Below are 21714 nucleotides of genomic sequence, written 5' to 3'. Positions count from 1 at the left end.
TTATTGTGCCTGCCATACAGGATTACCTGCAATCCAGGTAGCGACGGTGGCACGTTCGTCGGCCAGCATACTCAGCGCGAATAAAATATCTTCTGCATCGTCAGAGTCCTGTAAACGCAACGAAGATAGCTCATTAAAATGCGGATCTAACACGGTAAAATCAGCAAATGTACCGGCGTTAAAATCCCCGATATCAGGTAACTTCAGGGCATCTGCTGCACCTCTGGTCATCATGTACAGGCCTGACAACGAATCCATGGTGATGTTTTGTAACTGAAATACCTTGTAGGCTTCGCCCAATGTGCGCAACATACTAAAACTGTCGCCACCACCTACATCTGTGGCCAGAGTCGTTTTAACGTTAAACGCTTTGGCTTTATTGAGATTGTATAATCCGCTACCCAAAAACAGGTTTGACGTGGGGCAGAAGGAGACAATCGCCCCTTTTTCTGACATCAGTCGCCATTCGTCATCTTCCAAATGTATGCAGTGACCGAACAAAGAGCGCTCTGTCACCATTTGGTAGCTGTCATACACGTCCAGATAGTGTTTACTGTTGGGATACAGCTCTTTTACCCAGGCAATTTCCTGTTGATTTTCACTCAGGTGAGTTTGCAAATAGACGTCTTTGTAACTGGACATCAGCTCACCCATCATGGCCATTTGTTTTTCGGTACTGGTGGGGGCGAATCTTGGCGTTATGGCATATTTCAGACGGCCTTTGTTATGCCAGGTGGCAATGAGATCAGCAGAGTCCTGTTGCGCTGACTCAGGGGTATCCTGCAAGTAGTCTGGGCAATGGCGGTCCATGCATACTTTGCCGGTTAATATCTGCATATTGCGCTCGTAAGCCGCACTAAATAATTGTTCTGCCGAGTTTTTATGAACAGTTGCCCATACGGCAGCCGTGGTGGTGCCGTTGCGCCACAATTGGTTCAGGAAAAAATCGGCAATCTTTCGGCTATAGGCCGGATCTTCAAATTGGCGCTCTGTGGGAAAGGTATATTTGTTCAGCCAGTCAATTAGCTGCTCCCCGAAACTGGCAATCATTTCTGTTTGTGGAAAGTGCAGGTGGGTATCGATAAAACCGGGTACCACCAGTTTGTTGCCGTAATCTATCACTTCCGCATCGGGATAGCGTTGTGTTAACTGCGCAGCCGTATCCGTTGTCAGGATTTTTTCACCATCAATGGCTAACGCACCTTGTTTGATTTCCACTACATCCTGTTGCGGCGATTCTGTGCTGTTTGGGAAGTGGACAATATGACCGGTGATTAACTTGATACTCATAATTAACTTATTCTCTGAATTTTTTACTTAACTGCCGCGGTAACTACTAAAACCGAAGGGCGAGATCAACAGGGGAATGTGGTAATGGCCGCCACTTTCTGTCATTTCAAAATGGATATCGACAAACGGGTACAGGCTGTCCGGGGCGTAACTGTCCAGGTATTCCTTACACATAAAGCGCAAACAATAAATCCCGGCCTCGTAGTGCGCTATGCCCCAATCTTTACAGCGACCATCGCTATCGGTTACCCCCTGATGCTGTGTCCCATCTGGCGAGGTTAAAATTAAGGCCATTTCTGCTGCAGGTCGCCCTTTGGTGGTATCTAAAACATGGCTGGATAACGTGATCATACTAAGCCTTCCATTTGCAATTGTTTGTTAATTCGAAGCAGGGTAATTTTAAGTTGTTCGGCAGCCGCTAATTGAATTTCAGTTTCGGTATCATTGGGCAGCCGCTCTTCCAGTATTTGTAACATTTCCCCGGCACTTTTCCCCGTCGCAAACACGATAAAGATAAAACCATGTTTTTCCAGATATTGCTGATTTAGCCGGTGTAGCGACTGCAAGGTTTCTTCACTGGCACTTTGGGCGCCGGATTGTTCACTACTGGCTATGCCTTTCGTACTGGCGTATTTTTCTCGCAGGCTGTTGACATCGCCAATCATAGGGTGGGCTTCAAAGGCTTGCAGGTAGTCCTGGTGACTACATTGTTGCCAAAAGAATTCCGCTTTGGTTTGTAATTCAGATAAACCTAAAAAGGGACGGGCTTGTGTCATTTTTTGACACCAGTTTTGCGCCGCACAGGTTTGTTCAAACCAGTTAATGCAATCGTCAATATTGAGCTGATTGAGTTGCTGTAAGGTCACGCGTGAGTGTCCTCCTGAATGTATTCTTCTGTGTCAGTATCCGTGCTTTGCTGTTTCGATTGATGCAACAACTGGGTGATTTGGGCCGCCATGGAAATGGCCACTTCAATGGGGGTTTTTCCCGGCACCGAGAGTTCACCTACCGGGCTCACCAGCTTGTTTATTTGGACATCGCTCAGCTCTCGTTGTTTTAATTTGTAGCGAAATCGTTTGGCTTTGGTTTGCGAGCCTATCATGCCTACATATTGAATATCATCTCGCTTGAGTGCCGTTTTAACCAAATCGAAATCCAGCTGATGATTGTGGGTCATGATCAGAACAAGCGTATTTGCTGGTAGTAACTTTAATTCGCTGACAGGGCAATCAGTGGCGATGATATTGACGTTGGCTTGCATTGTTGCCGGGAATAAATCAGAACGTTCATCAATCCAATGTATTCTTACTGGCAAGCGCTGCAGGATAGGCAGCAATTCATTAGCAACATGGCCTGAGCCAAATACGGCGATTTGTTGTGTCTGGATCTGATGGCTTTCCAGTAATACCTTGGCAAAACCACCACAGCACTGGGCCAGCTTAGCTGATAAGGGGTACTCTTCGACTTTTATCGCCGTATTGTTTGCCAGTAGCATGGTCTGAGCGCTACGCGTAACCATGTATTCCAGGTTGCCACCGCCGATAGTGTCAAAAGTCTGGTCCTGAGTGATCACCATCTTGGCGCCACTGTCTCGTGGTACCGAGCCTTTGTGTTCTATGACTGTGGCCAACACAAAGGGGTGCTGTTTCTCCTGACAATAGCTGATGGCCTGCATCCAGTTGCTGATCTTCATCGGCTTAACACCTCTACAGTGAGGCTGTCAGCAGGCAATGCCTGAATAGCCTTTAACACTTTTTCTGGCGTGGCAGGCGGATCCAGCTTCGGATCTTCTTTGTAGTCAGTCAGGCTGGAAATGGCATCTTTAAGTGCACACCAGACACTCATGGCCAACATGAGGGGAGGTTCACCCACAGCCTTGGAGTGATAGATACTGTCTTCTTCGTTGGGGTAAGGATATAGCTCTACATTGAATTCCCTGGGCGTATCCCCAATGGCCGGAATTTTATAGGTTGCCGGATTATTGCTGAGCAATCTGCCGTTGTCGTCCCACAACAATTCTTCGGTAGTCAGCCAGCCCATACCCTGAATGAACCCGCCTTCAATCTGGCCAATATCAATGGCCGGATTTAAGCTGGTGCCGACATCATGCAGAATATCAACCCGGTCAACCCGATATTCACCGGTTAAGGTATCCAGAGTTACCTCTGAAACCGAAGCGCCATTGGCAAAGTAGAAAAATGGGCGGCCGGTTCCGGTGGTGCGGTCATAGTGAATTTTAGGGGTTTTATAAAAACCGGTAGAGGACAAAGAAACCCGATTCATGTAAGCCAGTTGCACCAAATCGGCAAAGGGGATTTGCGCCTTATCCAGGCTAACCACACCATCTTTGAATGTAACCGCGTCGCTGTTTCCCTGATTTTGCTCGGCCCAGAAATCCGCCAGACGTTGTTTTATTGTTAAACAGGCATTTTGCACGGCCTTGCCATTGATGTCGGTGCCGCTGGAAGCAGCAGTAGGCGAGGTATTAGGTACTTTGTCCGTGCGGGTGGCGGTGACTTCGATATGCTCAATATCCAGACCAAATTCATTGGCGGCAATTTGTTGGATTTTTGTGTGCAGGCCCTGGCCCATTTCGGTGCCACCGTGATTTACCTGAACGCTGCCATCAGTATAAACATGTACCAATGCACCCGCCTGATTCAGGTGCTTTGCGGTAAAGGAAATACCGAACTTGACGGGTGTCAGCGACAGGCCTTTCTTGAGAACGGTATTTTGCTGATTAAATTGCTTAATGCTTTCTCTGCGTTGCCAGTATTCTGATGATTCAGTCAGTCGCTGGATAAGATCCGGCAAGTTGTTATGCTCAATCTTCATGCCGTATTGAGTCGTATCGCGCCCAGCACCACCATACAAGTTGCGCTGTCGTATAGTGAGGGGATCTTCTCCGGTTTTCCGGGCGATAGCCTCAATCATGGCTTCAGCTAATACCATGCCTTGCGGCCCACCAAAGCCGCGAAACGCAGTGTGAGATACGGTATCGGTGCGACAGCGGTAGCCCACAATGTCAGCTGCACCGAGGTAATAGGCGTTGTCACAATGAAACATGGCTCTGTCGACAATGGCTTCAGACAAATCTGCTGAATGGCCACACAGCCCATTGATATTTGCCTGCGTGGCCTGAATTACCCCTTGCTCATCGGTGGCCACCGTAAAGCTGTTCTGGAATGGATGGCGTTTACCGGTCAGCATCATGTCCTGCATGCGAGGAACCCGCAATTTGACCGGGCAGCGGTTGCGTACGGCTAGCAAGGCTGCAATGCAGGCCCATTGCGCAGCCTGAGTCTCTTTACCGCCAAATCCCCCCCCCATGCGGCGCATATCAACAGTAACCTTGTGCAGTTTGATATTTAGCACTTCGGCAACCAGTTTTTGAACCTCACTGGGATGTTGTGAGGAAGTGTAAATGCTTATTCGGTCTTCTTCCTCGGGAATGGCCAGCGCAACCTGTCCTTCCAGATACATGTGTTCCTGACCGCCAATTTTGACCTCACCGCTTACGGTAATGGCCGCCGAAGCACTGCTTTTTTCAAAATCCCCTTGCTTCATTTGGTGCGTCGGGCGGACGAAGTTTTGCTTCTGGTGAGCCTGATGGATATCTAAATCCGGTTTTTCGGCGTCGACTTCTAATTTTCCTAAACCAGCCGCTTTTCGGGCAATATTGGTGGAGGTGGATAACAATGCACACCAGGGCTGACGATGAAATAAAATCTGTTGGTGCGCCAGCATCGGGTCGCCCTCGAACACCGGAGCAATATCCAGATGACCAGGTACGTCTTCTGCTGTGATAACGTCCACAACGCCGGGAAACGCTTTAATTGCACTGACATCTTTGGTGCGAATGATGCCCCTGGCGGTGTCGCTCATTGCCACCGCGGCGTGCATTAGGCCTGCGGGCTCTGGCATATCGTCGATGTATCTGGCTTTACCAGTTACATGGCGGTCAGCACTTTCGTGCTTTTTACTGGTGCCGACTGATTTAGTGCTGAAACCGGGTGTCGTGTTGTTGTCTATTAATTTACGCATGTTGCAACACCCTCAATTCCGTGTGGTTGTGGTTCTGAGACTCCAGCCAAAAGCGCTGCCACAAATTAACCAGCATATCCTTGCGGTATTGCGCTGTGGCTCTGACATCATCAATTGGATTGAAAGCATTGGCTAATATGGCTTTGCCTTTTAGCATGGTTTCTCTGTTCCAGGTTTCTCCGGTGATGGCTGTCTCCAGTGCAGCGCAACGAGAAGGAATGGCCGCAACGCCACCAAATCCGGTGCGCAGGTTACTGACAACGCCATTTTCCACCTGCAGATTAAAGACGGCACATACCGCTGAGATATCATCTTCGATACGTTTGGATATCTTGTAAGCGCTTAAAAAACTAGCATTCACTTTTGCGGGAATACGAATATCGCGCAGCCATTCTCCGGAGCGAAGGGCCGTTTTTTTGTAATCTAAAAAGAAATCCTGCACCGGCAAGCTTCTGCTTTGCTCGCCGTCGTCTAAGGTCAGGGTGGCATCTAATGCCAATAAGACCGGCGGCATATCACCAATTGGCGAGGCATTGGCGACATTGCCTCCCAGTGTTCCCTGATTGCGGATAGGCAAAGAGCCAAGTCGGGTGAGTAGTTCATTGAGTTCAGGGTATTCATTTAACAAAGTGTCTTGTAACTGGCTGTAGGTGACAGCGGCACCAATAACTAAATGTTTGTTATCTATTGTCAGGCTATTAAGTTCAGGGACATAACGTGTGCTGATCAACTGCGGCAAGATTTTGTACATTTGTGTCACTTCCAGCGCCAGGTCGGTGCTGCCAGCCACCAGTCGTGCATCAGGATATTTGTTGATTAGCGCAGCTAGTTCAGTGCGGCTTTTGGGTAGATGCAGTCCGTCGACTCCTTGATTGTCGGGCAAAGCCTTCAGAGACTGAACGACATCGGACTCTGTTTTGGAAAATTTATCGGGGGCAGGCTGATCGCAAGCCTGTAATGTTGCATCGATGATAGGGCGGTATCCGGTACAACGACAAAGATTGCCTGACAGGGCGTGTTCAATGTTATCTCTGTTTAAATCATCGTTGCTGCCTTTGCTTCTGTCTTTATACAGGGCAAACATAGACATGACGAATCCCGGAGTACAAAAACCACATTGTGAGCCATGCTTATCCACCATGGCCTGTTGTACCGGGTGTAATTGTGATTGCTCTTCCAGGTGTTCGACGGTGAGAAGCTGTTTACCGTCCAGCGCCGACATAAACGTAATGCAACTGTTGATGGCTTTGTAATTCAGACCATCGTCGGATTTATTGATCTCTGCTAATACAACCGTGCAGGCACCACAATCACCAGAACCACAGCCTTCTTTGCTGCCAGACAGTTTCTTATCTTCTCTGAGCCATTCCAAAACCGTGCAATTGTTATCAATATTGCTAATATGGATGGGTTCATTATTCAGCAAGAAGCTGATCATCAGGTGCCTCCGGGTTAAAATATATTGCAAAACTTGACCGTTTGGTCAATATATTGGTATTTCAACAGGGTTGCAAGTGAACAATTGGGTTGTCTGAATAAACGCCAGGCGCTAACTAAAGTCAGACAATGCCTTTTTGTTATAGCCTAAATTAACTGTAGTACCTGTTATAGTATGGCGCTTTCTGCGAAGATTAATATATATTGTTTGCAGCCATCGCTATCAGAAATTGGAATACCGATAGAGGAAAAGAATCAGTGCTAGTGCAAAAAAGCGTCAAAAAGAACGTAAAGGGCAGTGTCAGACAGGCAAATTACGGTAAAATTATTAAAGCTGCGGTGACTGTATTTGCCACTAAAGGTTATCAGGGAGCAACTGTACAGGAAGTGGCAGAAAAAGCCGGATTACCCAAAGCTAACGTACTTTATTATTTCAAGTCTAAACAGGGCATCTATGAAGCCGTGTTGAGCGATATTTTGTCTCTGTGGAATTCCAGTTTTGATCACGCAACAGCGCAGGATGATCCGGCGGTCGCCTTGTCGCGTTATATCCGCGAAAAACTGGAAATATCCCGCACTTATCCCGAAGCCTCTAAAATCTTTGCGATGGAAATGATCAAAGGAGCAGAGCAACTGTCTGATGAAATTAAGGCCGGCATGGTTAGCTGGTTTCAATCTCGTATTGCCATTATTCAGCAATGGATTCAGGACGGCAAAATGGCCAATGTGGACCCGGCGATGTTGATGTTTCAGATTTGGGCTACCACCCAGCATTACGCTGATTTCTCCGCTCAGATCAGTATATTAAAGGATGGCAAGATGTTGAATAAAAAAGGCTTCCAGGATGTTGGCGATTACCTGTGTCGCTCAATTTTGAGCAGTTGTGGCCTGAAAGTACCGGAATAAAAGTTATGGCCAGTTATCCCAGAGATTTAAAGGGTTATGGCGCCAATCCGCCAGATGCCAATTGGCCCGGTGGGGCGCAGATTGCGGTACAGTTTGTACTTAACTATGAAGAAGGCGGCGAAAACTGCGTTTTACACGGTGACAGCCACTCAGAAAAATTTCTTTCAGAAATTATAGGCGCCCAGGCTTATCCTGATCGCCACCTGTCCATGGAGTCCATCTACGAATACGGCAGCCGCGCCGGATTTTGGCGATTGCACCGATTGTTTCTGGAGCATCATATCCCAATCACGGTGTTTGGTGTCACTATGGCGATGCAACGCAACCCGGAAGCGGTACAGGCCATGTTGCAGGCAGACTGGGAAATTGCCAGTCACGGATTGCGTTGGATTCATTATCAGGATATGGACATAGCTCAGGAACGCCAGCAAATTGATGAGGCCATCAGACTGCATACACAGTTAACCGGCAAAGCGCCGGTTGGCTGGTACACAGGCAGAACCAGCCCAAACACACTGAAATTAATCGCCGAACGAGAAGATATCCTCTATTGCGCAGACAGTTATGCGGACGATTTGCCTTATTATGATACTCAAAATGGCAAACCCCTGTTGATGGTGCCTTATACCCTGGATACTAACGATATGCGCTTTGCAACCGCGCAGGGTTTTAATAGTGGGGAACAGTTCTATCAGTATCTCAAGGATGCCTTTGACATTCTCTATGAAGAAGGGCAGATGCAGCCTAAAATGTTATCCATTGGCTTACATAATCGCATCATTGGCAGACCTGCCAGATTCGCTGCTTTAAAACGTTTTGTAGAGTATGTAAAAGCCAAAGATCACGTTTGGCTGTGTACCCGCGAGCAAATCGCCCGACACTGGCAGGCAGAGCATCCATACTGCCAAGATTAGTTCGACGAGTTGCTACGTCTTGAACAGTCTGATTTTTGCGCTCGTTATGCAGCCTTGTATGGCAATATCAAGTATCGCCATTAGCAATTGGTAGAACCTGTGTAATTGACCTAAAATCGGAACAATCAGGACAAGAACAGCTCATTGGTGAAGTAGTTTGACGCAAAATAAAAATACTGACAAAACGCTGTTTACCATTCCTGAGACGCCGCGAACTCGCACCTCTGATGTCCTTGTTTCTCTGATTGAGCAGTGCGGTCAGGAAAAAATCACTTTGCGAATGTTGACGGACCGCATGGGAGATCGGACTTTCGGTTTGCTTCTGATACTCCTGTCTATTTTTAATGTGATCCCGTTTGTATCCCTGTTTGCTGGTATCCTGATCATGTGCCTGGGTATTCAGATGAGCTTTGGGCGCACTAAGGCCTGGTTACCCAAATTTATCCTGGAACGCCCGCTTAGTGGACCCAGTGTGGCTAAAGCCTTACTGACTTTTGAGCCAAAAATCAGGGCGATAGAGCGTTTTTTAAAACCGCGCTGGCAATTCACCGAAGCTTTTATTGTTGACCGTATTAATGGTTTTATCATTACCTTGTTGGGGGCCATTATCACATTGCCGGTACCATTTACCAATTTAGGACCTGCTCTGGTGTTGATGATTATGGGACTGGGATTGTTAGAGCGTGATGGTTTAGTGCAAATTGCAGCGGCGCTGCTGGGAGTGAGTGTGATGACCGGATTGTTTTTCCTGGTTTTTTAAGCATCACAGAATTTAGAACGATAAAGTAAAAGAAAGCTGCAATGAAACCAATTGAAACAGGCAAAGCCTACGACCAAATTACTCATTTGTGGCAGCGAGAATCCTTTAATCGCCAGAATGGTATTGCAGCCCATGAAAAAGCGCTGGGCTTTGCACAACCCGAGGGAAGTGCGTTGGATATTGGTTGCGGCTGTACCGGGCGGTTTCTTGATTTATTGGTATCTCGTGGCTATCAATATTCGGGATTAGATGTTTCGGCAAAGATGATTGAGCTGGCTCGTCAGCGCAACCCTGATGTGTGTTTTTATCACGGAGATATCTGTGAGTTTAATTTAACGCAGCAATACGATTTCATCACAGCGTGGGACAGTATCTGGCATATTCCATTGGATATGCAAAAACCAGTGCTGAATAAGATTATTGCGGCACTTAATCCCGATGGCGTATTTATTTTTACTTTTGGTGGTACGGAAGAGGCAGGGGACCATCAAAATAAAGCAATGGGGCCAGAAGTTTATTATTCCTCGTTGGGCTTAAATGGGTTCTTAACTCTGTTTATGGACGCCGGTTGTATCATTCGCCATCTGGAGTTTGATCAGCATCCCGAATTACACACCTATCTGGTAGTGGAAAAGGGCACTTAGCTTTCGAGTGGTCTATCAGTCTACGAAATTTACGTTTAATAACATCTTATTGTTTGTTGCTATGTGGTCATTTCTTTATCCTGAGAGCCAGTATAAATGTCATGGAAGCTGTTTTGTTATCCATTTATAAAAATCGCCGTGATTTTCTATTTCAATTGATGTTTTTGTTTCTGGCCACTTTGTTAACGCAGTTCAGTTACATTGCTTACGAAAAGATGGTTTCTGATGAAGACTTCATTGTTACTATAGTACCCAGCCTTTTATTCTTGTCTTTATGCACTTTACCAGCATTGCTTGTAGGGCTCACATGCGGCAAAAAGCTGGGCCTTGGCTTAGTGAGCGAGAGAACATCTGAAACTAACGGGCTACAGAGAGGGGTGAAATTTGCGTTTATAAACGGAATTGCCTTGGGCGCATTCCTGTTGGCAATTCGCTGGGGAAGTGATTCCGCTTTGCCCGATGAGATGCCAGAATATGGTTTTAGGGGAGTTATCGGTGGATTCCTCGTGTCTCTTGGGGCAAGTGTTGGGGAAGAAATTTGGTTCAGGCTTGGATTAATGACGTTACTCTTGTTTGCCATACAAAACCTGCTCCTAAAAAAAACTTTAACTGATGTCGTAGTATTTTGGACAATATTAGTGGTGGGTATTTTATTTGGGACAGCCCATCTTCCCCAACTGATGTCTTATGGGGTAACCGATGCGTTTGCTATTTGGGGTACCGTTATAGGAAATACCTGCGTTTCTATTTTATATGGCTGGTGCTTTTGGCGTTATGGACTTATTTCTGCCATAGTTGCGCATTTTAGTCTGGATCTAGTATTACATTGTCTGACCGCTGTATTTTAAGATACTTGTCTAGCCTTATTAGAAATAAATTCAAAATTTAGATGATATTAATCAATATGTATTTAAAACAATAAAAAATCATTGAGCTTCATGAAATGATAGATCTGTTTCCCACAGTTTTATACTCCTGCATGTTGGGCATGGTGTTAATGGCCTTGTTGCAGGTTTTTAAAAGACCAGCACAAAAGCAAAACTTTTATCTTCAGGGACTGTTTGTGTTATTGCTCGTCCATTTGCTGGGTGAACTGTTCATTTATTCCGGTGCCTACGTTTATGCGCCCGGTCTGGCGGGGTTGCAATTACCTTTCAGATTACTGTTGGGACCAGCTTTGTATCTTTATGCTCATGCCACTATGTCTGCTGAAAAAGCCGTAGATAAAAAGATTTTGTGGTTAGCTGCTGCCGGTCCGATTTTGGTGGTTGTGGCGATGTTGCCCTTTATGTTTTTGATTAGCCCGGCAGAAAAGCTGGCACTGGCAAGTCCTGCCACACGCGATCCAGAATTGTGGCGCATTGCTTTATTTACCTGCTTGTTTAGCACCGTAACATTTATCGTGTTTACCGCTGTTTTTCTAATATTATCGCTGAAATTGCATAGCGCTCACGTGCAACAACTTATGGAGCGGTTTTCTGAGATAGAGCACAATTCACTAGCCTGGTTTAGATCCATTTTGTGGGTTTGGGGCGCCGTATGGCTACTGTTTTCAGTGGAGTTTATGGCGGGGGCGATGGGTTGGTTGTGGGTTGGCTCTGGTAAGCTGCTGCCAACACTTGAAGTTATTGCCCTGGGAATTTTTATTCAAAAATCGCTGGCACAGAAAATATTAGAGCAATCTGAAAAAGGCGCACCTCGCACCAGTCAGCCTCGCGAAGCCATTATCAGCAGTGAGAAGATGCAATTAATTGCTTCCAAACTTCACAGGGCTATGGTTGAAGACAAGTTGTTTTTGCAAGACGACTTGTCGCTGAACAGGTTATCTCAGGCAATTGCAGAGACAGAAAACCATATTTCAGAGACCTTATCGCAACATCTGAATACGCGTTTCTTTCAGTTCGTCAACCGTTATCGGGTGGAAGAAGCAAAGCGGGAATTAGCGCAGAGTGACAAATTAATCACGACTATCGCCTTTGATGTCGGTTTCAACTCTAAATCCACATTTAACACCGCCTTTAAAAACATGACGGGACATAGCCCGTCAGTTTATCGAAACTCACTAAACCAATAATATTACCTGGCTATGTTGTTTCTCCTTCAATTGCACTCGGTTTCCATGAAATCGCTAAATAAATAATGATTAACCCCGTGCTAATCTCAAAAAAACTGAAAAACATATAGTGCAGTGTGCCTCCCATAAAGACGGTATAGGTTTGTACCCCGGTGGTAATCACTCCAGCAATGATGTTGGCATATTTGTTTAGTTTGTAGCTGAGAAGCCGGGACAGCGGGATCATAATCATCGGAATTTGCATGATGAAAGCAAAAACCAGTAAAAATTCCTCGGTAATATGCATTCCACCTACGTCACCGGATAAAAATGCTTCTAAATATTTAGCCAGGTGCAAAGTAAACACATCGCAATAAATATAATTCACTGTCAGAAAAACCCAAAGTAAGGGTAATAAACCCTTGCGGTTGCCATCCCATTCAATCATGTTCATATCACTCCTAATTAATTAAATTCGACTAGAAGTTCTATCATTTGAGTAATGTTGTCGTCTGAATGGGCCTATTCGAACTCGTTTTTGACATTTTTAAATGTAAATTAGCAACTTCAGCAATGAAACAGAAAAAAATGGGGTTATTATTTGACCTTAGGCGGGACTATAGGTTATAACTTTGCATGTTAATGGGATGTTACTGGGATGTAATCAAGGATGTAGAGTGGTTGCCTGTAAGCAACCGTCAATCACAAAGTTATCAATAGACACAACAGAAAGGCCTACGCGCCTTTGATTTTTTACAATAAATGCCACCGGTGGCATTTATTTTTAGCTCAAGTTGCTACCGGTGGCATTTTGGGGTTGGTAAATGTGTCGGGATATCAAGGTATGCCAAAGATAACTTAATTTATAATTATTTAAGGTAAATACAAATGAACATAGGCAAGAGAAAACCGGGTTTATTGAGCTCGGCAATTGCTTTACTTTTATCCGCGCAATCTGGCGTGGTTTGGGCAGATGCTGGTGGCTTTGCTTCATTAAATGGCGGAACTACCGGTGGAGCAGGTGGCAGTGTGGTGTATGCAACCACGGGGACCGAGATCCACGCCGCATTGTGTAACCGGGCGGCTAATGATACTCCAATCATTATTCATGTTGAGGGTACCATTAATCATGGCAATACTTCGAAAGTGTCTGGTAGTTGTAACACTGCAGATGACAAGATAGAAATTAAAGATGTGAGCAATATTTCTATTATCGGTGTTGGTAATGGGGCGCTTTTTGATGAACTGGGTATTCATTTACGCAATGCATCGAATGTAATTTTGCAGAACTTGCATGTCCGTAATGTTAAAAAATCTGGTTCGCCCACATCCAATGGCGGTGATGCCATCGGTATGGAATCTGATGTATTTAATGTCTGGGCTGACCACCTTACGCTTGAAGCTGGTGGCGGTGAAAGCGATGGTTACGATGCGTTATTTGATTTAAAAGACACCAGTAAATATATCACCTTGTCTTACAGTATTTTACGAAACTCCGGAAGGGGTGGCCTGGTTGGGTCCAGTGACAGTGATGATAATAATGGCCCGGTAACCTATCACCACAACCTGTATGACAACATTGATTCAAGAACACCACTGTTGAGACACGCTACCGCTCATGCCTATAACAATGTGTATAGTGGTATAAACAAATCGGGTATGAACCCGAGAATCGGTGGTGAGATCAAGGCTGAAAACAACTATTTTGAAAATGCCAAAGATCCGTTAGGAACCTTTTATACCAATGACATGGGATATTGGGATGTCAGTGGCAACATTTTTGATGCTTCAGTAACCTGGACTGCGGATTCAGATGATAACCATCCAGCTGGCCCTAATCCTGTTTCCACTACCAGTATCAGTATTCCTTATGTTTATGAGCTGGATGATGCATCCTGTGTAGAAGCCATTGTGCTGGCCAGTGCCGGTGCTAATACCGGTTTAGCCGTGTCTGATGGTAATTGTTCAACGTCAAATGGTGGAGATAATCCTGATCCAAACCCAGATCCAACGCCTGATCCCGATCCGACGCCTGATCCTGATCCAACACCAGACCCGGATCCCGGTGAGTTTGAAACCGGCGAAAACTATTCATTAAACGCCGGTGCGGATGGTAGCTCAAAGGGCAGTGGTACCAGCTATGGCAATGTTACCGATGGCGATACGACAACCTACTGGTCTCCGGGGGGCAGTACCGGAAGAATCTCAGTTAAAAATCTCAATACAGCGGTAAATTTAGTCAATATTATTGAAGCTGCTGGCTCTGAAGGAAACATAGGTGACTGGACATTGGAAAACCATGATACCGGAGCCGTGCTGGCCACCGGAAACGGAGCAGGTTACATTCAGTTCAGTGAAGTAACATTGAACAAACTGAATTTTGTGATCAATTCGGCTTCTGGTGTACCCAAGGTCGCAGAATTTGAAACCTATCTGGCGACAGGTACTGTACCGGATGAGCCTACAGAACAACCGGAGGAGCCAGTGGATCCACCAGAGGACCCTGTTGATCCGCCTGAAGAACCCACTGAACCACCAGAAGAGCCGGGCACCGGTGAAGGTGAGGTAACCTCTACCAGCGAAAACTATTCGATTGGTGCGGGTTCTGACGGTAGTTCTAAAGGAAGCGGTACCAGTTATGGCAACGTCCGAGATGGAGACTTAAGCACCTACTGGTCGCCGTCCGGCACTACGGGAACCATTTCAGTTAAGAATTTATCCGCGCCGATCAACGCGGTTCGCATTCTTGAACATGCTGGCACAGAGGGCACAATCGGTGACTGGACCCTGGTAAATCATGATTCAGGTAGCGATTTGGCTTCAGGTAATGGTGTTGGGGACTATATTCTGTTCGACCAGGTTAATCTGAGTAAAGTCAGTTTTGTGATTGAGTCGGCATCTGGCACACCCAGGGTGACTGAATTTGAAACTTATCTGGCCACTGTTTCAGAAGGGGAACCCGATCCCGATCCACAGCCCGATCCGGACCCAACGCCTGATCCCGATCCTACTCCTGACCCAGATCCTACTCCGGACCCAGATCCAGGTAATGGCGGTGACAATGGCGATGGTGTGGTGAATTACCCCAACGCTGATTGTGCAGAACTGATAAACAATGATGCGATTAACTGGCGTGAGTCTTCATTGCAAACCGACCAGGAAATCGTTGCCTGTCTGGCCAATTCTCTGGGCTCACCGGTAGGTTATGGTGCGGCAGCGACGGGCGGTTACAATCCGGCAGGAAATAGTCAACTGGTGGTGATCACCAATCAGTCACCGGAAGATCAAATTCTGGCGGCTATTTCATCGGATGATTACAACTGGATTGTTTTCGACAAAGAAGACTTCGCCAACGAAACTTCCATAATGATGTACCGTCCTTACTGCGCTGACCCTGCCTTGCAAAGTGCGCTGGGTGTAGATGAGGCAACCTGTCGGGATCCGCAAGCCTATTGCTCAGCCAAAGGCATGTCTTCGGGCGATTGTTTGGTGGATTTTTTCAATAGTGAGCTCAACGACAGTAGTTTGCCAATACGAAACTATCTCATCGACAGCAACACCACCATTGATGGTCGGGGTGCCAATGCAACCTTTGTGTTTAACGGCTTTAAAATTGGTGCAGACAGTAGCGGTGCATCTACCCATCAGTCCGAAAACGTCATCATTACCAATAATAAATTTGTTGGTGTAGGGCATACAGAAGATCATGATCTGGACCCGGATATGATTCGTTCTACAGGTGAATCGCACGATATCTGGATACATCAAAATACTTTTGACACTACCGGCGACTCTGCGTTTGATGTGAAGGTTGGTGCTTATGATATTACTGTGTCCTTCAGTAAACTGGTGAATGTTAAGCGCGCTGCGTTACATGGTTCCAGTGATAGTCGGGCCATCAATTCACAGATCACCACTACCATCCACAACAATCTGTTTGTTACTACAGACGATAATTTTGGTGCCAGTTCCTACAATACGATGCGTCGTGTACCGCTATTGCGTCGAGGACAAAGCCACCTGTTCAACAATGTGTTTTATGGTTATCGCAAAGATGTCATGAGTATTCGTGTTGGCGGAAGTGCGCTGGTGGAAAACAATCTGTTTATGAACCCTGTAGTTAACTCAAAGGGAGACGATTTGTCTGACTGGCAAGTGGAGCTATTCACTGATGCAGTGCGGGACGGTAATCTGGAAGTGACGGGAAGTTATGTTTACGAATCCGACGCTAATTGCACGACATCAGGGGCTTTTGCATCCCTGGATGTCACCGAAGGCAATGGTCCAGATATGTTTGCGGACTATGATGGTGCTTCACAAAACACCATTAATGCCAATCGTCAGATTGCAGAAACAGAGCTGCGAGACTATGTATTGGCTACAGCCGGTAAGGGCAGTAAGACGCCATGGGTATCGGCTTACACCGAAGGGAAAAGCAATATCCTGGCATCAGCGCCTGGCTCCTGCCAGTAGGGTTTAGCTTTTACCTGTAACAAGCACCGCGTTGGCAAACAGCGTGGTGTTAGATATTTAAAACAAGAAAGGCGGTGTTAAACCGCCTTTCTAAATAAACTTTTAAGATTAAACATTAAATCTGAAGTGGATAACGTCACCGTCTTTAACCAGGTAATCCTTACCCTCAAGACGCCACTTTCCGGCTTCTTTAGCACCTGATTCTCCATTGCAGGCAACGTAATCGTCGTAGCCAATCACTTCAGCACGGATAAACCCTTTTTCAAAATCCGTGTGGATTTTACCGGCTGCCTGTGGGGCAGTTGCACCTTCAGGGTAAGTCCAGGCCCGCACTTCTTTTACACCGGCGGTGAAATAGGTTTGCAGGGTTAACAGGCTGTAACCACCGCGAATTACGCGGTTAAGGCCAGGCTCATCCAGGCCCATTTCTTCCATAAAGTCTGCTTTTTCGTCGTCTTCCAGCTCGGCAATTTCGGATTCGATAGCAGCACAAACAGGCACCACTACCGCGTTTTCCTGTTCTGCAATTTCACGTACTTTGTCCAGATACGGATTGTTTTCAAAACCGTCTTCATTCACATTGGCAATGTACATAGTTGGCTTAAGCGTAAGGTAGTTCATGTAGCTGATCGCAGCAGCTTCTTCTTTGCTCAGAGAAAGTGAACGCAGTGCTTTACCTTCATCCAGATGAGGCTTAACTTTTTCCAGTACTGTCATCTCAAATTTGGCATCTTTGTCACCACCTTTGGCGCGTTTACCAACGCGAATTAACGCTTTTTCGGTGGTTTCCAAATCTGCCAAAGCCAGCTCGGTATTGATAACTTCGATATCATCTTGAGGGCTAACCTTGCCCGCTACGTGCACAATGTTGTCGTTTTCAAAGCAACGTACAACGTGGCCAATAGCATCAGTTTCACGGATGTTGGCCAGGAATTTGTTGCCCAGACCTTCACCTTTAGACGCCCCGGCAACCAATCCGGCAATATCCACGAATTCCATGGTAGTGGCGATCACTTTTTGTGGCTTGACGATTTCAGCCAGCTTGTCCAAACGCAGATCCGGTACCGGCACAACACCGGTGTTTGGTTCGATTGTACAAAACGGAAAGTTTGCCGCTTCGATACCCGCTTTGGTGAGTGCATTAAACAGAGTTGATTTACCTACATTCGGTAGGCCAACGATGCCACATTTAAAACCCATTGTTTTTCCTTTATAAGCAGAGTCAGCCTTTAAATGAATGCAAGCGATTCATTGCGGCTTTAATATCTTGTTTAAACAGTATATCGATACAGCGCAACGCTTCGTCTATTGCTGCATCCATTTTATTTTGATCTTCCGCCGAGGCTTTACCCAACACGTGACCGGTTACCCGATCACGGGAGCCTGGGTGTCCGATGCCAACGCGCAAGCGCAGGAATTCTTTGTTATTGCCAAGTGCTTTGACAATATCGCGAATGCCGTTTTGGCTGGAACTACCACCGACTTTGAATTTGATGATACCAGGTTCGAGATCCAGCTCGTCAAAAGCCACTAACAGATTCTCTGGTTGTAATTTGTAGAACTGCATTACCGCACCGACGGATTGACCGCTTTTATTCATATAAGTGGTGGGGATAAGCAAGCGAACATCCTGACCGGCAATAATGCCTCGACCAGTTAAACCAAAAAATTTGTTATCAGCTTTAAGGGGAATGTTTGATTGTCGAGCCAGTTGTTCTACTACCCAACTGCCCGCATTATGGCGTGTGTTTTGATATTCGGGGCCCGGATTTCCCAGGCCCACGATAAGACGAATATCTGACAAGCAGATTATTCCTCTGTAGTCTCTTCTTCTGCTTCTTCAGCAGCACCGCCTTTAGCAGCCTTGATAGTTACAACTGCAACATCATGGCCTTCACCTTTAGCAAGCTCAACTGAAGTAACACCTTCTGGCAATTTAAGATCAGAAAGGTGAACAGTTTGACCTAACGCAACATCCATCAGATCAACTTCGATGAACTCTGGCAGGTTAGCAGGCAAACAGCTGATTTCGATGTCAGCAATATGGTGCTCAGCGTGACCGCCGTCAGTTTTGATCGCAGGTGCAGCTTCTTCATTCACGAAGTGCAAAGGAACGTTTGTAGTTAAAGCGTGTGATGCATCTACACGTAAAAAGTCTAAGTGCATGATCTTAGGCTTGTATGGGTGACGTTGCATGTCTTTAACCAAAGCTTCAACTTTCTCGCCACCGATGTTCAGTGTTAAAACGTGAGAATAAAAAGCTTCAAACTCTTGCGCCTGGAAAACTTTGTTATGAGCTAAAGTTAATGAAACTGGCTCTTTGTCGGCACCGTACAGGATCGCAGGAACTTTATCAGCGTGACGAAGGCGGCGGCTCGCACCTTTCCCTAAGTCAGTTCTGACTTCTGCATCCAGATTAAAAATTGCTTCTGGCATAAATTACTCCAATAAATCTTAAAATTACGAAAACTTCGCGACCAAAATTTTCGTCGAACGCACTTCACTGCGGAATTACAGCTGTGCTTACCCTCAAAAAAGGGCGGCGAATTCTAACATTAGCAACGGGGTAGCACAATCAATAGTTTGATATTTATGGAGATTAATGTGCAGGGCGGGGAAGAGTGGTCTGCAGCAGACCACTCATAGCAATATTAATGCTCGAACATTGCCGAGATAGATTCTTCGTTGCTCAGACGACGAATGGCTTCGGCTAACATTTTGGACAAGCCAAGTTGTTTAACTTTACTGACTTTTTGCATGGCCGGAGATAACGGAATACTGTCAGTGATAACGATTTCGTCAATTACTGAGTTTTCCAGGTTGCTGGCGGCATTGCCGGAGAATATAGCGTGGGTGGCATAAGCGTATACGCGATTTGCGCCATGGGCCTTTAATGCATCTGCAGCTTTTGCCAGAGTGCCGCCGGTATCAATCATGTCATCGACGATAATACAATCACGGCCTTCTACTTCACCGATAATGTGCATTACCTGAGCTACGTTGGCTTTTGGACGACGCTTATCGATGATCGCCAGGTCGATATCGTTCATTAGCTTGGCAACAGCACGTGCTCTTACCACACCGCCAATATCAGGAGACACTACAACCGGGTTGTTAAAGTCGCGCTTGCGCATGTCTTCTAACAGAATTGGCGTACCAAAAGCATTGTCTACTGGTACGTCGAAAAAGCCCTGAATCTGTTCAGCGTGTAAATCGATAGTGAGTACGCGATCAACACCGACGTTAGATAGAAAGTCGGCAACCACTTTTGCAGTAATTGGCACACGGGCAGAGCGAACTCGACGGTCTTGACGGGCATAACCGAAGTAGGGGATTACCGCGGTGATTCTGCCAGAAGATGCGCGGCGCAGCGCGTCTACCATAACAATCAATTCCATCAGATTATCGTTGCAAGGCGCGCAAGTGGATTGAATGATGAACACATCCGCTCCCCTGACGTTCTCATGAATTTCGACACTGATTTCACCATCGCTGAATCGGCCAACGCTGGCGTGACCTAATTTAGTATATAGTCTGTCAGCGACTTTTTGAGCCAGGTCAGGCGTCGCGTTACCGGCAAAAAGCTTCATATCGGGCACTACGTTTTTCCTCAGAAAAGTAGGTGGAGCCTGTTGATCTAACATAGGGGGAGAAATAGTAAAAGCTAATGTCCCGACCCTGAAAGCAACAACTCCGTTAATGTAATTGTGTTATGGTCGGGTAAGCGTGAATTTTCGCCAGATAATCATGGTAAAAACCTGCTGCCAACTCGGTTTTAAAATTCGGGAAGTTCCTGACTTAGCCGCTTGTGTAAAGGCGATTCGACACACCCTTGAGCGACAAAACCTGAGCAATGTTCAGGTAAATCATGCAGCGCCTTTTGGGCATCTTCAGGGTGATTAAATACACCGAATATGCTGGCTCCTGTTCCCGTCATTCTTGACGGCGCGTATTGTAACAACCACTGTAACGTATTTGCAATAACTGGATGCTTTTTACAAACCAGTGCCTGGCAGTCATTGCGGGTGTCTTCAAAACGGTAATGAGCTGTGTCGAGCAGCGCGCTATTTCTGGGTAACTCCGGATCAGTAAAAACCTCCGCGGTGGATACATGTACACCTGGGTTTACTACCAGAAAGGTTTGCTGTGTTTCTGGCGCTGCCTGAAACTGCTCGCCAACTCCGGTGGCAAACGTGGTTTTACCGTTGATAAATACCGGTACATCGGCACCCAGTTGCAACCCCAGATGTTGCAATTGTTGGTTGGTGAGATTGCATCGCCAAAGGTGGTTTAAGGCCACTAACGTCGTGGCCGCGTTGGAAGAGCCCCCACCGATACCGCCGCCCATTGGCAATATTTTGTCCACTTCTATTGTGCAGCCCTTTGAGACACCACAAAATGTTTGCAGAAGTTTGGCGGCTCTGACAATCAGGTTTTGCTCATGGGGTACTTCGGGAAAGTGGCTTAACAGTAAAATTTCAGGATCGTCGGTGATATTAAAGTGCAGTTCATCACCTACATCTAACATCTGGAACAGCGATTGCAATTCGTGATAACCGTCTGAGCGGCGACCGGTAATATGCAGAAATAAATTGAGCTTTGCCGGACTGGGCCAGTGTCGGGATAGGAACATAGCTAATTTGTTAACCTTTAAAATGCCATTCGCTAATGCGGATTTTTAATTGCAGTTTATTGTGACTCAGTAAAATGTTGTGGGGCAGCGCTGTGCCAGAAAACACCTTATAGTTTTGATATTTGACTCGCCAACCATCCTGGCTGGTAAATGACCAGAGCCTGCCATTCTCGTCCCGCTGAACAGCCTTCACGGAAGCACCAGCCTGGTTAAGACGGCCAGAAATCCAGTATTTTAAATCGTCAACCGGAATGTTCCATCCGGTATTTTGATAAATAAGACGTGTGGCATTGCTGTCGGTAAATGTGTTGTCGTCTACTTCCAGCAGCACGCGCTCGCCCGTTTTTTGCATGGTCAGCAGTGTACCACCAATGAGTTTCGACAATCTCAACAAGTAGTCCTGATCATCTTGTTCCCAGGTCATTGAGGCGCTGAATTTTTCTTCCGGAGATTTAAACGCAATGCGACCGTCTATGGTCCAATGTTGCGGAAACTTACCGGCTACAGAGGCATCCTGGAAGCGTATTTCAGGCCTGGTCGCACAGGCTGAAAGCAACAGT

The 21714-nt window shown here is 46.3% G+C and carries 20 protein-coding genes; 7 read left to right on the top strand and 13 right to left on the bottom strand.

All coding sequences use genetic code 11. The features are described 5' to 3' along the window. Genes guaD through xdhA form a run of 6 tightly spaced genes read right to left on the bottom strand, consistent with a single transcriptional unit; the run spans position 1 to position 6772 of the window. Positions 1–1290: a guanine deaminase gene (guaD, locus tag LJ740_RS03065; protein ID WP_229527585.1), complete on the bottom strand. Its 1290-nt coding sequence runs from the start codon at positions 1288–1290 to the stop codon at positions 1–3. A gap of 27 nt (positions 1291–1317) precedes the next feature. Further along, positions 1318–1641: a hydroxyisourate hydrolase gene (gene uraH / locus LJ740_RS03060; protein ID WP_229527584.1), complete on the bottom strand. Its 324-nt coding sequence runs from the start codon at positions 1639–1641 to the stop codon at positions 1318–1320. Further along, positions 1638–2156 carry a 2-oxo-4-hydroxy-4-carboxy-5-ureidoimidazoline decarboxylase gene (gene uraD, locus LJ740_RS03055; RefSeq protein WP_229527583.1) on the bottom strand — a complete coding sequence of 173 codons (519 nt, stop codon included), beginning with the start codon at positions 2154–2156 and terminating at the stop codon, positions 1638–1640. The genes uraH and uraD overlap by 4 nt, the downstream gene beginning before the upstream one ends. After that, entirely contained in the window at positions 2153–2983 is an 831-nt protein-coding gene (xdhC, locus tag LJ740_RS03050; RefSeq protein WP_229527582.1) for a xanthine dehydrogenase accessory protein XdhC, read from the bottom strand. Before xdhC ends, uraD begins: the two co-directional genes overlap by 4 nt. After that, positions 2980–5334, bottom strand: coding sequence for a xanthine dehydrogenase molybdopterin binding subunit (xdhB, locus tag LJ740_RS03045; protein ID WP_229527581.1), 2355 nt, complete (start codon positions 5332–5334; stop codon positions 2980–2982). Before xdhB ends, xdhC begins: the two co-directional genes overlap by 4 nt. After that, positions 5327–6772: a xanthine dehydrogenase small subunit gene (gene xdhA, locus LJ740_RS03040; protein WP_229527580.1), complete on the bottom strand. Its 1446-nt coding sequence runs from the start codon at positions 6770–6772 to the stop codon at positions 5327–5329. Before xdhA ends, xdhB begins: the two co-directional genes overlap by 8 nt. Positions 6773–7029: 257 nt before the next feature. On the opposite strand from xdhA, the gene LJ740_RS03035 reads away from it, so the two are divergent. The 6 genes from LJ740_RS03035 (at position 7030) to LJ740_RS03010 (ending at position 12069) form a co-directional block, all read left to right on the top strand. Beyond that, a complete protein-coding gene (locus LJ740_RS03035; protein WP_324255586.1) occupies positions 7030–7677 on the top strand; it encodes a TetR family transcriptional regulator C-terminal domain-containing protein in 648 nt (215 codons plus the stop codon). A gap of 5 nt (positions 7678–7682) precedes the next feature. Beyond that, positions 7683–8591, top strand: coding sequence for an allantoinase PuuE (gene puuE, locus LJ740_RS03030; RefSeq protein ID WP_229528029.1), 909 nt, complete (start codon positions 7683–7685; stop codon positions 8589–8591). Between the two features lie 157 nt (positions 8592–8748). Further along, positions 8749–9351, top strand: coding sequence for an exopolysaccharide biosynthesis protein (locus LJ740_RS03025; RefSeq protein ID WP_229527579.1), 603 nt, complete (start codon positions 8749–8751; stop codon positions 9349–9351). A 41-nt stretch (positions 9352–9392) separates the two neighbouring features. Then, positions 9393–9995 (top strand): class I SAM-dependent methyltransferase, encoded by a 603-nt coding sequence (locus tag LJ740_RS03020; RefSeq protein WP_229527578.1) that lies wholly within the window; start codon positions 9393–9395, stop codon positions 9993–9995. A 101-nt stretch (positions 9996–10096) separates the two neighbouring features. Continuing rightward, positions 10097–10843, top strand: a complete 747-nt coding sequence (locus tag LJ740_RS03015; RefSeq protein ID WP_229527577.1) for a CPBP family intramembrane glutamic endopeptidase — start codon at positions 10097–10099, stop codon at positions 10841–10843. A gap of 95 nt (positions 10844–10938) precedes the next feature. Further along, a complete protein-coding gene (locus LJ740_RS03010) occupies positions 10939–12069 on the top strand; it encodes a helix-turn-helix transcriptional regulator (protein ID WP_229527576.1) in 1131 nt (376 codons plus the stop codon). 10 nt (positions 12070–12079) lie between these two features. Here the strand turns inward: LJ740_RS03010 and LJ740_RS03005 are convergent, their stop codons facing one another. Further along, positions 12080–12502 carry a DUF6326 family protein gene (locus LJ740_RS03005; protein WP_229527575.1) on the bottom strand — a complete coding sequence of 141 codons (423 nt, stop codon included), beginning with the start codon at positions 12500–12502 and terminating at the stop codon, positions 12080–12082. Positions 12503–12936: 434 nt separating this feature from the next. Here LJ740_RS03005 and LJ740_RS03000 point away from each other — a divergent pair, with 434 nt between their 5' ends. Further along, positions 12937–16521: a pectate lyase family protein gene (locus LJ740_RS03000; protein ID WP_229527574.1), complete on the top strand. Its 3585-nt coding sequence runs from the start codon at positions 12937–12939 to the stop codon at positions 16519–16521. A 108-nt stretch (positions 16522–16629) separates the two neighbouring features. On the opposite strand, the gene ychF is transcribed toward LJ740_RS03000, so the two are convergent. The 6 genes from ychF to lolB all read right to left on the bottom strand — a co-directional run. After that, positions 16630–17721: a redox-regulated ATPase YchF gene (gene ychF, locus LJ740_RS02995; protein WP_229527573.1), complete on the bottom strand. Its 1092-nt coding sequence runs from the start codon at positions 17719–17721 to the stop codon at positions 16630–16632. 22 nt (positions 17722–17743) lie between these two features. Next, on the bottom strand, positions 17744–18325 hold the full coding sequence (pth, locus tag LJ740_RS02990) for an aminoacyl-tRNA hydrolase (RefSeq protein ID WP_229527572.1): 582 nt from the start codon (positions 18323–18325) through the stop codon (positions 17744–17746). 5 nt (positions 18326–18330) lie between these two features. Then, positions 18331–18957 carry a 50S ribosomal protein L25/general stress protein Ctc gene (locus tag LJ740_RS02985; RefSeq protein ID WP_229527571.1) on the bottom strand — a complete coding sequence of 209 codons (627 nt, stop codon included), beginning with the start codon at positions 18955–18957 and terminating at the stop codon, positions 18331–18333. Positions 18958–19172: 215 nt separating this feature from the next. After that, positions 19173–20120 (bottom strand): ribose-phosphate pyrophosphokinase, encoded by a 948-nt coding sequence (locus LJ740_RS02980; RefSeq protein WP_229527570.1) that lies wholly within the window; start codon positions 20118–20120, stop codon positions 19173–19175. Between the two features lie 176 nt (positions 20121–20296). Next, positions 20297–21154, bottom strand: a complete 858-nt coding sequence (gene ispE / locus LJ740_RS02975) for a 4-(cytidine 5'-diphospho)-2-C-methyl-D-erythritol kinase (RefSeq protein WP_229527569.1) — start codon at positions 21152–21154, stop codon at positions 20297–20299. A 10-nt stretch (positions 21155–21164) separates the two neighbouring features. Next, a partial coding sequence (lolB, locus tag LJ740_RS02970) for a lipoprotein insertase outer membrane protein LolB (protein ID WP_229527568.1) occupies positions 21165–21714 on the bottom strand: 550 nt, incomplete at its 5' end.

It is taken from the genome of Planctobacterium marinum (genome assembly GCF_020687805.1).
Taxonomy (GTDB): Bacteria; Pseudomonadota; Gammaproteobacteria; order Enterobacterales; family Alteromonadaceae; genus Planctobacterium; species Planctobacterium marinum.
This window is presented reverse-complemented; position numbering and strand designations above follow the sequence as displayed.